General features: G+C 61.7%; 14 protein-coding genes and 1 pseudogene. 7 read left to right on the forward strand and 8 right to left on the reverse strand.

Annotation, left to right across the window (positions count from 1 at the left end; genetic code table 11):
• Positions 1-53 precede the first annotated feature (53 nt).
• Positions 54-923: a LysR family transcriptional regulator gene (locus tag NLY33_RS14695; protein WP_023668092.1), complete on the reverse strand. Its 870-nt coding sequence runs from the start codon at positions 921-923 to the stop codon at positions 54-56.
• A gap of 235 nt (positions 924-1,158) precedes the next feature.
• Here NLY33_RS14695 and NLY33_RS29505 point away from each other — a divergent pair, with 235 nt between their 5' ends.
• Together NLY33_RS29505 and NLY33_RS14700 are read left to right on the forward strand one after the other, a co-directional pair.
• Entirely contained in the window at positions 1,159-1,314 is a 156-nt protein-coding gene (locus NLY33_RS29505) for a YjiS-like domain-containing protein (RefSeq protein ID WP_023681184.1), read from the forward strand.
• A gap of 141 nt (positions 1,315-1,455) precedes the next feature.
• Positions 1,456-2,526, forward strand: a complete 1,071-nt coding sequence (locus NLY33_RS14700; RefSeq protein WP_023681185.1) for a DUF930 domain-containing protein — start codon at positions 1,456-1,458, stop codon at positions 2,524-2,526.
• Positions 2,527-2,613: 87 nt separating this feature from the next.
• Here NLY33_RS14700 and NLY33_RS14705 read toward each other — a convergent pair.
• The 6 genes and pseudogenes from NLY33_RS14705 to NLY33_RS14730 all read right to left on the reverse strand — a co-directional run bounded on the left by NLY33_RS14705 (position 2,614) and on the right by NLY33_RS14730 (position 9,203).
• Positions 2,614-3,356, reverse strand: a pseudogene (locus tag NLY33_RS14705) (ribonuclease activity regulator RraA).
• A 23-nt stretch (positions 3,357-3,379) separates the two neighbouring features.
• Complete coding sequence (locus NLY33_RS14710) at positions 3,380-4,543, reverse strand: mandelate racemase/muconate lactonizing enzyme family protein (RefSeq protein WP_023704646.1); 1,164 nt, start codon at positions 4,541-4,543, stop codon at positions 3,380-3,382.
• A 31-nt stretch (positions 4,544-4,574) separates the two neighbouring features.
• Positions 4,575-5,672, reverse strand: coding sequence for an ABC transporter ATP-binding protein (locus NLY33_RS14715; RefSeq protein WP_023704647.1), 1,098 nt, complete (start codon positions 5,670-5,672; stop codon positions 4,575-4,577).
• A gap of 124 nt (positions 5,673-5,796) precedes the next feature.
• Entirely contained in the window at positions 5,797-6,687 is an 891-nt protein-coding gene (locus NLY33_RS14720; protein WP_023681190.1) for a carbohydrate ABC transporter permease, read from the reverse strand.
• A complete protein-coding gene (locus NLY33_RS14725) occupies positions 6,684-7,643 on the reverse strand; it encodes a carbohydrate ABC transporter permease (protein WP_023704648.1) in 960 nt (319 codons plus the stop codon). The genes NLY33_RS14720 and NLY33_RS14725 overlap by 4 nt, the downstream gene beginning before the upstream one ends.
• An 81-nt stretch (positions 7,644-7,724) precedes the next feature.
• Positions 7,725-9,203 (reverse strand): ABC transporter substrate-binding protein, encoded by a 1,479-nt coding sequence (locus tag NLY33_RS14730; RefSeq protein ID WP_023712166.1) that lies wholly within the window; start codon positions 9,201-9,203, stop codon positions 7,725-7,727.
• Positions 9,204-9,407: 204 nt separating this feature from the next.
• Between NLY33_RS14730 and NLY33_RS14735 the strand changes: the two genes are divergently transcribed.
• The 5 genes from NLY33_RS14735 to NLY33_RS14755 are packed head-to-tail and all read left to right on the forward strand — an operon-like array spanning position 9,408 to position 14,339.
• The gene (locus tag NLY33_RS14735) at positions 9,408-10,118 is read left to right on the forward strand and encodes a GntR family transcriptional regulator (RefSeq protein ID WP_023681193.1); all 711 of its coding nucleotides are present in this window, start codon (positions 9,408-9,410) and stop codon (positions 10,116-10,118) included.
• A 54-nt stretch (positions 10,119-10,172) separates the two neighbouring features.
• Entirely contained in the window at positions 10,173-11,339 is a 1,167-nt protein-coding gene (locus NLY33_RS14740; protein ID WP_023681194.1) for a mandelate racemase/muconate lactonizing enzyme family protein, read from the forward strand.
• A gap of 56 nt (positions 11,340-11,395) precedes the next feature.
• Positions 11,396-12,754: a mandelate racemase/muconate lactonizing enzyme family protein gene (locus tag NLY33_RS14745; RefSeq protein ID WP_023704649.1), complete on the forward strand. Its 1,359-nt coding sequence runs from the start codon at positions 11,396-11,398 to the stop codon at positions 12,752-12,754.
• Positions 12,755-12,801: 47 nt separating this feature from the next.
• Positions 12,802-13,128, forward strand: coding sequence for an NIPSNAP family protein (locus NLY33_RS14750; protein WP_023704650.1), 327 nt, complete (start codon positions 12,802-12,804; stop codon positions 13,126-13,128).
• Between the two features lie 8 nt (positions 13,129-13,136).
• A complete protein-coding gene (locus NLY33_RS14755) occupies positions 13,137-14,339 on the forward strand; it encodes a mandelate racemase/muconate lactonizing enzyme family protein (protein WP_023704651.1) in 1,203 nt (400 codons plus the stop codon).
• A 74-nt stretch (positions 14,340-14,413) separates the two neighbouring features.
• Here NLY33_RS14755 and NLY33_RS14760 read toward each other — a convergent pair whose 3' ends face one another.
• Positions 14,414-15,052 (reverse strand): MarR family winged helix-turn-helix transcriptional regulator, encoded by a 639-nt coding sequence (locus NLY33_RS14760; RefSeq protein ID WP_023704652.1) that lies wholly within the window; start codon positions 15,050-15,052, stop codon positions 14,414-14,416.
• Positions 15,053-15,158 lie beyond the last annotated feature (106 nt).

A 15,158-nucleotide genomic window follows, 5' to 3' on the forward strand; every position in this document is an offset into this window, starting at 1 on the left:
CCGCCTCACGCGCCAGAACCTTGAGAATCTGGCGGCCGATCGACGCCTGACGCTTAGCGGATCGGCATCTTGCCGCGAAACAACGGCTGATGGGCCCGCATCAGAGCGGCAATCCGGTCGGCAATCTTTCGTACCGGCGGGGAGTGGCGTTCCTCATGGTGGGTGACGATCCACTGGTCGGTTTCGAGTTCTGGGATAGGATGAGCGACGCGAACCAGCCGCGGATCGCTGTCACCGACGAAGCACGGAAAGATCGAAAGGCCGGCGCCTGCGGCCACCAATTCGCGCACTGAATGGGTGTTGTTGCCGCGCACGGCGATGCGATCGCCGTGATGGGCTTGCAGCCAGCGCGCCGAGGCAATGTTTGCCCCTTCGCCGGTGACGCCGACGAACAACCCGGCGGCGATGCCGTTGATCAGGTGGCGTCCGGAATAGATGGCATACGCGACCTTGCCGCTCTGACGGCCGGCCAGCCACTGTTCGGTCGGGCGCTCGCTGCGGATGCCGATATCGGCGGCGCGGCGACCGATGTCGACCCGGTCGGTGGTGGTGACGAGTTCCACCCTGATGCCGTCATCGACGGTCCAGATTTCGCCGATATGGGTGGAAACGAAGGCCGAGGTCCATGGCCCGGCCGAGACGCGGACAATGCGGTCGGGCAGGTTTCCCTCGCGCCAGCGGGTTAGCGACTGCATTGCTGCTTCGACGTCTTCGGCGCGCCGCAGCAGTTCTTCACCGACCGGGGTTAGTCGGTAGCCGGTCTGCTGACGTACGAACAGCGCTTCGCCGATCTGCTTTTCGAGCGCGGTGACGCGTCGTCCGAGTGTGGCTGCGCTGAGGCGCGTGGTTGCCGTCGCCGCGCTCAGGCCACCCAGCCGCGCAACGTCGAGAAACAACCTCAGATCGTCCCAGCCAATATCCATTTTGCAGAAATGAAAAACTCCTTGCGACCGTGGCTGTAGCGCGAAGCGGCCATCACGCGCAAGTATATAGGCATTGGAAGCGCTTGATAATTCTGCCCTGGCGGGAAAATGACAGGCACCTCGGTTGGCCAGGCAGTCAGCGCAATCCGTTCGATCGTGCATACGCTTTGCGCGATTGCTTTGCGTTTTCGACCAATCCAAGAGCGTGGGTATCCCGCTCGCCAAGGAGACGATCATGTTGCATGAACTTCGACACCGTTTCGCCCGCTGGCTTGCCTATCGCCAGACGCTTGCGAGCTTGAGGCGGCTTCCAGACAGCATATTGGCGGATGCGGGCCTTTCTCGCGAAGAGCTCCGCGAGCGTGCCCGCGACGCCAGCCTGCGTCGCTGAGATTGGAGGCGGGCATGCAGAGAATGGAGCCGGCGGCGAGAAGCAATCATGCGTCGTCTCCTCACTGCTGAGCTGCGGCTGAATGCGCCAATACGGTTGCCACGCTTGATGCCGCCGCAGTTTCGCTCCACATCGTGAGGGATGAAGACCGAGACATCCGAGCGGCGGCGGACTTTGCTGTGGGCCTTGCCCGCATCGCTGGTCCTGCATGCGCTCATCACCGCGTTCCTGGTCTATGGCCTGCCCGTTCCTGCCCAGCAGCCGCAGGAGGAGCAACCTATCAATGTCGCACTCGTGCCGCCGCCCGAACCACCAAAGCCGAAACCCGAAGCCAAAAGTCAGCCTGAAAAGAAGGTCGAAAAGTCGGTACCGGACAACCTGCCGTCAGAGAAAGTCCTGAAGCCTGCATTCCAGTTCGGTGACAAAGACACCGGCCCCAGGAAATCGCTGGATGGGAGAAGCGCTCAGGACCAAGCGTCGTCCACCGCCAAGGACAGCGAGCCCAAGCCGGCTGCCACGCCAACCGATGCGGAGAGCAGATCTGAACCGACGCCCGACGCTGCAAAGCCGGCGGAGCCAGCCAGCATCGATGAGAAGCCGGAAGCTGACAAACAGGAGGCGGGAGCTCCTGACGCCGACAGGCACGAATCGGCCGCTGCAACACCTTCGGCTGATGATGGCGGTGAGATCGAGCTTCCTGCGTCGGCTCAGGCGCCTGAGGCCAGACCCGACACTGCACCGAAACCCAGCCCGGCGAAGGCCGCGAAGCCGCCGCGCGCAAAGGCCGCAGAGCCAAACCCCACGGCCAACTCACTAGCGTATGCGGGGCTTCCGGGTGTTCGCAAGCTTTTTTCAAAAGGCGCTACCGGCGATCCCTTCGCAACGAACTCGATGGCCGACGTGCCACGGGGGCAACGCGTAGCCGACCTTTGCTCCAATCTTCTGGGTCAGCAACTGAACGACGCCGCTTATCGCCCCGTATTGCTCCCAAGCATTCCACTAGAGGTCGGCAATCTTCTGGACGCCCCGGATACCGCTTTTCGTACCGCGACGACTTGGTATCATGTGCGCTTTCACTGTGGGATCGACACCAATGCGACGCATGTGACGTCCTTCACCTTCCGTATCGGAGCCGCCGCTTCACCCGAGGAAAGCGTTTTTCTGGATCGGGAGGCCCGTCGGCAGGGTTTTCGAGTGGGACCAGGCATGTAGCCGAAGGCAAGGGTCTCAAAACCCACGTATTGCGGGCAACAATCACCTCTTGAACGGCTGCATGCCGAATGCCGTTGCTGCCGGGCCTCAGCCCTTCACTGGATTGGCTTTGCGCCACTCCTCATATTCGCCGCGAGCATCGTCGTGCAGCGGATAGTAGCGCTGCAGCGGGGCGCCCTGCATGAGCTTCTCGCGCGAGAACTCCTCCCAATCGTGATGTTTTTTCGATTCTTCAATTACCTTTGCCGCCATTGCGACGGGAAGCACAACCGCCCCGTCGTCGTCTGCGATGATAATGTCGCCCGGGATCACCGTGACACCACCACAGGCTATCGGAACGTTGACGGCGTTCGGATAGATGCTGGTTTGCACATGGTAGTTGGGCGTCCAGCCGCGCAGCCATAGGGGCAGATCGAGCTTCTCGACATTGGGCCGGTCGCGCATGCAGCCGTCGATTACGATGCCCGCGCCGCCTCTGCCCTTGAAATAGGTCGACATCATATCGCCGAAGACGCCCGAGCTCATGTCACCGCGCGCGTCGACGACGACCACATCGCCTTCCTGCGCGTGATAGAGCACGTGCCGGTGCAGTTGCGTTTCCGGGTCGGCGTATTCTCCCTCGCTGAAGAGGTCCGGCCGCTGCGGCAGGAACTGCAGCGTCAGCGCCGGCCCGACGATCGACTTCCATGGTTCTGCGCCACCGGACCGACCATGTGAGGATTGCGGAAACCCATGTGGCCCAGCGTGCCGGCAACCGTCGCGGCGCCGATTTCCCTCAGGGCGTCAATGAGGTCTTTGGACGGTCGCGTGATGTCAGGGATATGCGTCATTGTGGACTCCGGTTGAGATGGAACTACCAGTTCGTAACAGACCCGTCCCGGCGCCTGAGGTGAGGCGCTTCCCAGAAACGAAAAGCCTCCGCCTGGACCGCCGCTTCGTTGACCTCGACGCCGAGGCCCGGCAGGTCGCTGACCGGATAGTCGGCACCGTCGAGCCGTGGCTGCACGGGGAAGAAGTCGGAATTGTCGAAGCCCAGCTTCGTCTCGGGTTCCCTGGTCTCGAGCCACGCGAAGTTGGGTACGGCGGCGGCGAGATGCAGGGTCGCGGCCGTGCACACCGGACCAAGCGGATTGTGCGGCATCAGGTCGACATAGTGCGCCTCGCTCCAGCCGGCGACTTTCATCGCCTCGGTGAGCCCGCCGACATTGCAGACATCGAGACGGTTGAACTGATGGATGCCGCGCTCGATGTAGGGCAGGAACTGCCACTTGCTGGCAAATTCCTCGCCGATGGCAAACGGGATGTCGGTCATCCTGCGCAGGGATTCGTAGGCTTCAGGTGTCTCGTCTCGTATCGGCTCCTCGAGGAAATCCAGCACGCCGCGGCCGAGCTTGTTGCAGAAGCTCGCCGCCTCTGCCACCGACAGCCGATGATGATAGTCGATGCCGAGAACGACGTCGTCGCCAAGCGCCTCGCGCGCCTTGTTCAGCATGCTCGCGGTAGCGCCGATCGACTCGCGGGGTTCGAAGATGTCCCTGCTGCTTTGCCCTGCGGGGAAGAAGCGGATCGCCTGCCACCCCCGTGCGCGCAGCTCCCGGGCTCGTTCGATGGCGACGTCGCCCTCGGCCTCGTCTCCGGTCGAGGCGAAGGTGGGGATGCGGTCGCGCTGCTTGCCGCCCAGCAGTTCGTAGACAGGCACCCCCAGCGCCTTGCCCTTGATGTCGTGCAGGGCGATGTCGATGGCGGAAATCGCCGCCTGCAGAACGCGCCCGCCCTCGAAGTACTGGCTGCGATATGCCTCCTGCCAGATCCGCCCGATCTGCATCGGGTCGCGGCCGATGAGAAACTCGCGATAATGCTCGACCGCGCCGGCAACGGCCTTTTCGCGCCCGCTCAAGCCGCTCTCGCCCCAGCCGAAGACGCCTTGGTCGGTCTCGATCTTGACGAGCATCTGATTACGCGTTCCAACCCATACAGGATAGGGTTTGATCGCGGTGATCTTAAGCTTTTCAGTCATCCCCAACGTTCCCAATGAACCCCGTCTTGTCTCAGCCGGCCTTGAGGGCCAGTTCAGTTTCGCCATCGAACAGATGCAGCCGCTCCTGGTCGAACTCGAGCCAGATCTGCTCGTCAGGTGCGACGACGATGTTGGGGGACACGCTGATGTTGACGATGGCGCCTGACAGCAACGCCTGCACGAAGGTGACGTCTCCGGTCGGCTCCACTGTATAGGCCTTGGCCGGGACGCTGCCTGGCACCGCGCTCTTGTGGAGCCTGATGGTCGAGTGACGTGCGCCGAGCACGACTTTCCTCGACGTTGCCCCCGCAACCTTCCGGGCGTTGAGCGGCGAGAGCTCAAGGCTCCAGCCCTCCGCGCCGGTCAACGCAGTGTTGCCGTTTGCTGTCGATGCCTCCAGTGGAACAAGGCTCATCGCCGGGCTGCCGATGAAGCTGGCGACGAACATGTTCACCGGATGGGCAAAGACCTGCGCCGGAGAATCGTATTGCAACAGGTAGCCGCCGTTCATCACCGCCATCTTGTCGGCCATGGTCACGGCTTCGAGCTGGTCGTGCGTGACATAGATGATGGTCGCCTTGAGGTCCTGGTGGAAGCGCTTGATCTCCGAGCGCATCTGGACGCGCAGTTTGGCGTCGAGGTTGGAGAGCGGCTCGTCCATGAGGAAAACGGCAGGGTCGCGGACGAGGGCGCGCCCCAAGGCGACACGTTGCTGCTGCCCGCCTGAAAGTTCGCGCGGCTTGCGCTCGAGAAGGTGCGTCATGTCGAGCACGCGCGCCGCTTCCTTGACCTTCCTGTCGATCTCGTCCCTGGGCAGCTTGCGCATCTGCAGCGGGAACGCCAGGTTCTTGTAGACCGATTTCTGCGGGTAGAGCGCGTAGTTCTGGAACACCATCGCGATGTCCCGGTCCTTGGGGTCGAGGTCGTTGACCACGCGGTCGCCGATGACGATGTCGCCCGATGTGACCGGGATCAATCCCGCGACAAGATTGAGCGTGGTTGTCTTGCCGCAGCCCGAAGGGCCGACGAGCGCAACGAACTCGCCGTCATTGACCGTCAGCGAAACGTCGTTGACAGCTTTGAAGCCGCCATAGGTCTTGACGAGATCTCTCAGGACCACGTGGGCCATCGGCAACTCCCTACGGCATGATGCCGAAAAGTGTGAAGCGGTTTTCGGACGACATCATGCTCTATCTCTTTGATTTAGAGGCGGATTCAGATTTCAGGTCGAACAGACCTGAAATCATCCGGCTCTAGTGTTTGACCGCGCCTTCTGTAAGGGCGCGTACGAAGTATCGTTGCAGGAGGAGGAACAGCACCACGACGGGCACGCTCATCATGAAGCTGGCCGCCATCAGGCCCGGAAAGTCCGTCGTATTCTCCGAGAAGAAACGCTGTATGCCGACCGGCAGGGTCAACTGCTCGTTCTTGGAAAGGAAGGTGTAGGCATAGATGTACTCGTTCCAGGCGCCAATGAAGGAATAGATCGCGGTGGCGATGATTCCGGGCGTCGAGAGAGGCATCACGATCAGGATGAAGGCCTGGAACCGGGTCGCCCCATCGATCCGCGCCGCCTGCTCGAGCTGCACCGGAATGTTGTCGTAAAAGCCCTTGAGCAGCCAGATCGCCAGCGGCAGGCCGAAGGTGAGATAGGTGAGAATGAGCGAGCCATGCGTGTTCACCAAACCGATCGCGCGCATCAGGATGAAGAGGGGCACGAGAAAGATCACCGCCGGGAACATGTTGCGCAAAAGCACGGTGAAGAACAGGAAGTTTCGACCGGGGAAACGAAAGCGCGAAAACGCGTAGGCAGCAGGAACGGCCACGATCACCGAAAGGATTGTGGTGACCGTCGACACGTAGAGGCTATTCCAGAAAAAACGCAGGAAGTCCTGACCGACGCTGTTTTGCGGATCGAGCAGCTTCTGGTAGCTGGCCAGGGTAGGCTCTTCCGGCCACCATTGCGGCGGGAACTGCATCGCCGCGAACCCGGACTTGATCGATGTGATCAGCATCCAGATCATCGGCAACGCGGTGTAAAGCAGCATGAACACGAGGAAGATGCGCCCGGCCCACCGCCATCCGTCGATGCGCATGCGGCGCCGGGCCGGACCTCGAGGGGCTGTCTCGACGATCGTGCTCATGCGCTCCCCTCTTTGCGCTCGTTGCCGGCCAGCGCACGAACGTAGAAGTAGCCCAGCACCATCAGCATGAGGAACAGGAGTACCGAATAGGCCGATGCGACACCCCATCGCTGCCGGCCGAAGGCGAGCTCATAGATGTGGGTGATCCAGATATGCGACGCGTTCGACGGCCCGCCACCGGTCATGATCCACGGGATGATGAAGGAATTGAAATTGGCCACCGCGAGCAACAGGATCGTCACCGTCGAGACGTTGCGCAGATGCGGGAAGGTGACGTGCCAGAAACGCTGCCATGCATTGGCCCCGTCGACTTCCGCGGCGCGCAGCAACTGGTCGGGGACCGTCTGCAAACCGGCCATCATCATGATCATGGCAAACGGAAACTCGCGCCAGATATTGACGACGATCAAGGAGGGCAGCACCGTGCTGACGTTGTCGATGAAGTTCGGCGGCCGGTCAGCCAATCCGAGGCCGACCAGCACCGCGCCGATGATGCCGAAGTCCGAATGGTAAATCCACTTCCAGATATAGGAGGCGGCAACCGCGCTGATGACCCAGGGAATGATCAGGATAGCGCGCAGGACACCCCGGCCGATAAACTCGCGGTGGAGGGCCAGCGCAGCGGCAAATCCCAAGGCAAAGGCAACGAAGGTGGATGCGATCGTCCAGATCAGGGTGTTCAAGGTGACTTTCCAGAACACCTGACTGGTGAGGATGGCCGTGTAGTTGTCCAATCCGATGAAGGTCTTGTCGCGGAGCTGCAGGCCAGGCGGCGTCTTAAAGAACGACAGCTCGACCGTGTAGTAGATCGGATAGGCGATGACGATGAGCATCACGGCGATCGCTGGAAGCACGTATGCGTAGTCGGCGCGATGCTCCCAGATATTCCGCAGCATGCCGGAGCTACCGGGTTGCAATCTTCGGCGAGCCTCGGCCTTGCCGGTCACGATCGTCACGATGGCGTGCCCTTGTTGTTAGGAGCAAACCGGCTGCACGCACTGTCGGCACAGCCGGTCGGATCGCAGGTCAGGCCCGGACTAGAGTCCGTCCATCAGGTTTTTCACCTTCTCGGCCGCATCGTCGGCAGCCTGGTCGACGGTCATCGCTCCGGTCAGGGCGTTCTGCAGCATGTCCGGGACGATGATATTCATGATCTCGGGCGACTGCGGCAGCGCCGGGAACGGAATGCCGTATGGCAACATCGAGGTGGTGACATCGAGGAACTTGATGTTGTCCAGACGTTCCTTCATCCATTTGGTCTTGAAGCCGTTGAGGTTGCCTGGGTTCGAGCCGGCATACGCCATCTTCAACGACCATTCAGGGCTCGTCCACATGCAGATGATGGCCTTTGCGGCCGGCTCGTCCACCTTGCCGCCCTCGACATATTCGGGCTTCAGGATGTGAATGTTCGAGCCGCCAAACACGACGGCGCGCTTGCCGTCGGGGCCGGTCGGGATCAGGCCGTAGCGCATGTTGTCGATGACGGTCTGCGCCTTCTCCTTGTCGGCGCCCGTTGCCTTCTTCTGCAGGTCGAGCATGACGTTATAGTCGGACGGGTGCGAGACCATCATGCCGAGTTGGCCGGCGACGAACAGGGGCTGGTTATCGGCCTGCTGGTTGGTGAGCGCCGAAACCGGAACCGACTTGTCGCGAACATACATGTCGTAGGAGGCTTGCAACGCCGCCTTGCTTTGCGGGCTATTGAGTTCGACCTCCTTATAGGTCGGGTTCGCGGAGGCTTCGTCGAAGACACCGCCGCCATAGGCCCATAGTTGCGGCATGAAGCGGTACGGCGTGTTGCCGGCGTTCTTTCGCGCCACGAGGCCGTAGCCGGCAATGCCGAGCTTGTCATGGATCTGCTTGGAATATTTGACGACGTCGTCCCAGGTCGCCGGAGCCTTGTCCGGATCGAGGCCCGCACGCTTGAAGATGTCGGCGTTCCAGATGAACGCCATCGTCTCATTGTTGGTGGGAATGCCGTAGGTCACGCCATCCCAGGTTACCGCCTTCATGGCGCCGGGCCAGAAATCCTCCGTGGGATAGCCCACATCTTCCGGCTTGAGCGGCTGCAGATAACCCTTCGAGGCGAACTCGGTTCCACCCAGGATTTGCAGGCGGACCGCCATCGGCGCGGCATTGCCCAGCAGCGCCGTGCGGAACTTGTCGAGAAGGTCGTTGTAGGTGAGGGCCTGATCCTCGAGCTGGATGTTCGGATAGGTCTTGCGGAAGGTCTCGAAGAAATCCTTGTAGTACTGACGCAGCAGGTCGGGGTCGCCCTCGAACACGCCCTGATACCAGAACGTCAGTCGCCCCTTGTAGTCGAGCGGAGTGACCTTGCCGCAATCGGCGGCCGTGTCGAAATCCTGTGTGCCGGCGATGGAGCGCACATATTCCGGCGACCACTTGCTCAAATCGACCGGCGGCGAACCCAGCGCCGATCCCGACATGAGCGACGCCATCAAAGCAGTGGCGACTGTGCCGCGCAGGACGGCACCGCCGAGTGTAATCCTCGTCATAGTATCCTCCCAGATTCTCCCATGCCGCCGTGCGCCAAGGGCTCGTCCGACCGTGCGGGATGTGTCCTTCTGCTCAATGTATCCCTTCGATCATCTGGTACGTTTTCAGATCGTGGATTGCCTGTCAACGCACCCGATCGTACATTGTTTGCAAAACGCGTGTATGATATCGAGCATGTGATGTACTAATCGGGGGAGCCGGCTTTGGCCGAAACAAGCGATTTCAAAGCAGAGCCACCCGTGGGGATTGATCCCATCGGGGCGTCCAGCGAGGGCGCCTCGCTTTATGAGCTGATCCGGGAAGACATCATCGAGGGACGGCTCGCCGCCAACGAACGGCTTGTGGTCACCGATCTCGCCCGGCGTCACGGCACCTCGACCAACCCCGTACGCGAGGCGCTGCAGCTGTTGCGAGGGGAGGGCTTCGTCACCTTTGTCGCCAACCGTGGCGCGCGCGTCCGGCCCATAGACCAGGATTTTGTCCGGGATATCTACGAGATCGGAGTCCTGATCGAGCCGGCCCTGACGCGATGGTTCGTGAACATGGCGACCGGCGAGGACATCGCCGAACTCGAACGCATCCAGGCTCTGATCGAAGAGAACAACTTCACCGACACATTGCGGCACAGTGAACTGGATACCGCCTTCCACACCGTAATGTACCAGCGCCACTACAACCGCCATGCCGCCGAGCTTTGGTGGAAGCATCGCGAAGTGCTGCGAGCCGTGAGCCGGCGTTTCAATTTCACGCTCGCGCGGCGGGCCGCCATCATGCGTGAACACCGCGAGCTCATCGCGCATATCAAAGCCGGAAATGCCGACGAGGCGGCCGAGCTCATTGCCCGCCATGTCGAGGGTTCCGGCCGGCACGTTCTCGAACAGATGCGTGCGCGCAACGCCGCTCGGGCCGGATAGAATTTCCAGCCCAGAAAATCATTGGTCCGGCCATCAGACAGAGGTAGTTGAGAGATGAAAATCACGAGCGTTCGGCCGTGGCTGATCAAGTCCGATGCTTCCTATTGGGGAGAGTTCCTGTTCGTCGAGGTGACGACCGACGAAGGGGTGAGTGGCTGGGGGGAAATCACCACCACCACAAGGCTCGCCAACCGCGCGCTGTGCACGATCCTGCGGCAGATCGGTGTTGCCGTCACAGGTGAGGATCCGGCGCGCATCGAGCATCTCTGGCACAAGATTTTCCGCAGCTTCACCTATATGGGCAGCCGCGGCGCCGCGGTCGAATGCGTGAGCGCTATCGACATAGCGCTCTGGGACATTCGCGGCAAAGTTCTAGGCAAGCCGATCTACGAGCTGCTGGGCGGACCGGTGCGCGATGAAATCGCGCTCTATACCCATCCCAACCAGGCCAAGTTTACCAGCAAGGAGGCTGTGGTCCGCGAAATTCGAGACATCGTCGAATCCGGACACACCGGGCTGAAGTTCGATCCTTTCCCCCACCAGGGCCGCATCGCCGATGGCTTGGCGCGCGAACAGCGGGACGGCTACCTCGATGGCAGCATGACCCGCAAGGACGAGCGCGAGGCTGCCGAACTAACGGCTTTGATCCGTGAAACGGCGGGGCCCGATGTCGACATTCTCATCGACGCGCATGGCCGCTTCGACGTCCCCACCGCCATTCGCCTCTGCCGAAGCCTCGAGGAAGCCGGCCAGATCGACTGGTTCGAGGAGCCATGCCCGCCAGAAAGCCTCAATGCTCTCAAGCAAGTGCGTGAGAAGGTCAGTGCCGCCATCTCGTGGGGCGAGCGCGGCCACACCAAATGGGATTTCGTGCCGGTGCTCGAGAACAGGCTTGCGGACTACATCATGCCGGACGTTACCTGGACCGGCGGCATTACCGAACTGAAGAAGATTTCCGCCCTGTGCGAAGCCTACTACATCCCGGTCTCGCCCCATGACGCCGCGGGACCGATCAATGTGGTTGCGGGAGCGCAGGTGATGATGACGGTTCCCAACTTCTACAAGCTCGAAACGTCGGAGTGGAACCTGGACAAATATAATCACCTCATCGACGAGCCACTCGATGTCTCGAACGGCAGCCTCAAGCTGGCGTCGAAGCCGGGTCTCGGTGTCGAGATGAACCGAGACTACCTGCAGGCCCACGAGATAGAGCTTGGCTAGCAACGCTTATGCAGGCCGGAGGTGCGGGGCGCCACCAATCAGAACGAGGATAAGCCATGGCAAAGACGGGTAGCGCCGGCGAGGCGCTCAATCGGGTAAATACGAACTCCAGGCCGAGCGACCTGCGCATCACCGACCTGCGCGTTGCCGAGATCGTCGGCGCGCCGTTCACCTCCGCCCTGGTCAAGATCTACACCAACCAGGGCATTGTCGGCCTGGGCGAAGTGCGCGACGGCGCCAGCGCGACCTATGCGCTGATGCTGAAGAGCCGGTTGCTGGGCGAGAACCCTTGCGACGTCGACCGGCTGTTCCGCCGCATCAAACAATTTGGCGGCCATGGGCGGCAAGGTGGCGGTGTCTCGGCAATCGAGATCGCGCTTTGGGACCTCGCCGGCAAGGCGTATGGCGTGCCGATCTACCAGATGCTGGGAGGACGGTTTCGCGACAAGGTGCGTGTCTATTGCGACACCGACGCGGACAAGCCCAGCGGCACCGAGACCGGAAAGCGGCTCAAGGCGCGGATGGATCTCGGTTTCACCTTCCTCAAGATGGATCTCGGTCTGGCGCAGATTTCGCACATATCGGGCGCAGTGGTGGCGCCGGCCGGCGTGCTCGACGGTTTCCGCAGCCATGCCGCGCGCGGTCCGGCACGCACGCTGGACGAGCGCCGGGCGCGTAATGCCGCCTATGACGCGCAAAACGTGCCGCATCCCTTCACCGGCCTCCACTTCACCGAAAAGGGCATCGACCTGCTCGACCAATATATCCACGAGGTCCGCGAGGTGATCGGCTACGAGGTTCCGCTCGCCATCGATCATGTCGGCCACATCTCGCTGCAGGACGGCATCCGTCTGGCCCGGCGGATCGAGAAATACGCACCGGCCTGGCTCGAGGACGTGATCCCCTGGCAGTACACCGAGCAGTATCGGCAGTTGCAGCAGGCGACCTCGGTGCCGATCTGCACGGGTGAGGACATCTACCTCAAGGAAGGCTTCGAGCCGCTGCTCAACGCCGGCATCTCGGTCATCCATCCGGATCTGCTGACCACCGGCGGCATTCTCGAGACCAAGAAGATCGGCGACGCGGCGCAGGAGCATGGCGTCGCCATGGCCATTCACATGGCGGAAAGCCCGATCGCGGCAATGGCCGCCGCGCATGTCGCGGTGGCGACGGAAAACTTCATGGCGCTCGAATATCACAGCGTCGAAGTCGACTGGTGGGACGATATCGTCACCGGCCTGCCCAAGCCGCTGGTCAAGGACGGCTTCATCACCGTGCCCGACAAGCCTGGTCTGGGCATCGACGACATCGTCGACGAAGTGATCAGCCAGCACCTGCAGCCCGGCGTCACCGGCATCTGGCAACCGACCGATCACTGGGACGACGAATACTCCTGGGACCGCACCTGGAGCTGACTCTACACTTCTCTCCTCGGAGGGAGAGGTGAACAGAAGGATGGACCATGATCTACGAACTTCGCATTTACGACTGCGTGCCGGGCCGGCTGCCGGCGCTGCTCAAGCGTTTCAACGACCATACCTTGGCGCTGTGGGATAGACACGGCATCCGCCAGGCCGGGTTCTTCACCACGGTGGTCGGCGAAAACAGCAATCGACTGATCTATTTCGTCGCCTGGGAATCCCTTGCCGAGCGCGAAGTGAGATGGAAGGCCTTCACCACCGATCCGGCATGGCTCAAGGCCCGCGACGAGTCCGAGCGCGATGGCCCGATCCTAGCCAATATTTCCAGCCAGTTTCTCGCGCCAACCGCCTTCTCGTCGGTGAAATAGAGGACATCATGAAGATCACCGATCTCAGGTGCGCCGTCATCGGCAGGCACCCCATCGTGCGCATCGTCACCGACGAAGGCCTCCATGGCCTCGGCGAGGTCGAGTACACCAAGCCTTATCTGAAACCCTGGGTGCTGCATTTCCGCGACGCGCTGATCGGCGAGGACCCGACCGATGTCGAACGCGTGATGTTGAAAATCCGCCAGCGCGGCTCGTTCAAGCCCTACGGCGCCGCCGTCAGCGCTATCGAGCATGCTCTGTGGGACATCGCCGGCAAGGCGGCAGGCGTTCCGGTCTACAAGCTGCTCGGCGGCAAGGTGCGCGACAAGGTGCGGGTCTATAACGGTTCCATCCGCAAGAAGCGCACCGGCGACAGGCCGGAGGATTACGCGGCCGACGTCAAATGGATGATGGAGCGGCCGGAAGGTTTCTTCATGGTCAAGCAAGGCATCAGCTTTCATTCCAACATGAAGACCAGCGTCCCCGACTTCCACTACGGCGTGCGTCAGCCGCCGACCTATCACGGCGCGATGGACCAGGGGCAGATCAGCGAGCGCGGCATGGCGCATATGATCGAATGCGTCATCGCCATGAAGGATGTGCTCGGCGACAAGGTCTCGCTGGCGTTGGATTGCGGCCCCGGGTGGTTCCTGCCGGACGCCATCCGCTTCGCTCAGGCGGTGGAAAAATACAATCTGATGTGGCTGGAGGACATGCTGACCGGCGACTACGTGCCATGGGTCAATCCGCAGGCCTACCGCGAACTCACGACATCGACGTCCACCCCCATCCACACCGGCGAGCAGATCTACCTGCGCCATAACTTCAAGGAACTGATCGAGACCCAGGCGGTCCGTGTCATCGGTCCGGACCCCGCCGATATCGGCGGCATCGCCGAGCTCAAATGGGTGGCCGAGCATGCCTATATGCACTCCATCATGATGGCGCCGCACGGCACGGCGAACGGTCTGCTGGGCCTCGGCGCGCTGATCAATGTCTGCGCCACGCTGCCGGCCAACTACATCGCCTTCGAATATCCCAGCGCCTCCGACCCGTGGTGGGAGGACATCGTCATCGGCCTGCCCAAGGGGCAGATCGTGAAGGACTCCATGATCGACCTGCTCGAAGCGCCGGGACTGGGTGTCGACATCGATGCCGAAGCAGCGAAGAAGTACCTTGCGGAAGAGGACGCCGGTTTCTTCGACCGATAACGATCCGACGCGACCTGAGCGGCAAGGGCTATCGAAGGGCTCGCATACATGGGTTAGCGTCCACGCGGTGCCGCCTATTTCGTTTCGGGCAGCATCTCGTCCATCAACTGCTTGACGGCGTCGGCAGATCTTTTCATCCCGGTTTCGTCCATGGTCCAACCGGCGAAGCGTTCCAGCAAGGTGGCGAACGTTACCAGGTCCTGCTCATCCCATTGTGCCAGTGAGCCGGCGAAAATCCGCCATTTGGTCTGGCGCACCGCCGCCACCAAGCGCTCGCCCTTGGCGGTGAGTTTGAGGCAGATGCGCCGGGCATCGCGTTGCGATGCGACACGGCACGCATAGCCGCGCTCGACGAGGTCGGCAGAGATGCGGCTGGCGCGCGACGGGTCGATCTCGAGGCGCTCGGCGATGACGCCAACCGTCACCTCGTCCTGCTGGTTATCGCTGAAAACCGGATTGTTCGCGATGGCGCCGATCGCATCGAGATGGCTCACTTCCAGCGAAGGGTCTACGCGCGCCAGGATCATGCGGCCGAAGTTGCGGCGCTGGATAGAGCGACGCACCTTGCTCATTACCGCATCGATGGCGGCCACGGCCTCGGCCGCCGGTTCGGACAGGCCGCTGCCGCGCGCCAGATCGGCGAGATCCCGGTCGCCGCGCGTCTGGAACAGGGCTGGAAATCGGTCCGGACTGCCGGATGCGTTGCTGCTCATCCCATAGCGCGTTAGCAAGATTATATGTAGATGTCAATTATATGCTACGCGCACATATCTGGTTGACACCTCCTGGTTGCGGGCACATAAATCGCGCCCCAAGTTA

This window comes from Mesorhizobium sp. C432A, assembly GCF_030323145.1.
Classification (GTDB): domain Bacteria; phylum Pseudomonadota; class Alphaproteobacteria; order Rhizobiales; family Rhizobiaceae; genus Mesorhizobium.